The sequence below is a fragment of the Chryseobacterium sp. IT-36CA2 genome (assembly GCF_949767875.1).
Lineage (GTDB): Bacteria > Bacteroidota > Bacteroidia > Flavobacteriales > Weeksellaceae > Chryseobacterium.
Genome location: NZ_CATKPG010000015.1, coordinates 1 through 340, shown reverse-complemented (window position 1 = coordinate 340; position 340 = coordinate 1). Strand labels below are relative to the sequence as shown.

Annotated in this window: 1 tRNA gene; it reads right to left on the bottom strand. The window is 39.4% G+C overall.

Annotation, left to right across the window (positions count from 1 at the left end):
* Window positions 1-85: 85 nt before the first annotated feature.
* Window positions 86-159, bottom strand: a tRNA-Ile gene (locus ACM6F9_RS07355).
* Window positions 160-340: the final 181 nt, after the last annotated feature.

Below are 340 nucleotides of genomic sequence, written 5' to 3'. Positions count from 1 at the left end.
CTCTAGTAGACTAAGAGACTCAAGATGCTAGATTCAAGTTTTTTTCTTGGCTCCTGCCTCTTTTATCTTCCCGTCTTATAATTAGTAGTCTCGGGCAGGCTCGAACTGCCGACCTCTACATTATCAGTGTAGCGCTCTAACCAGCTGAGCTACGAGACTGTCTTTTTAGACTTACAGATCCTAGATGCTAGATACAAGACTTTCATTCGTCTTGGTTCATGGCTCTGGGCTCCTGTATCTCTTCCCTATACTAATTTCTAGTGGGTTTTGTATTTTTATATATCAACCAAATAAAAACTAAAGCTTGAACTTTAAGTAAGTTCTGTATCTCTCGATACTT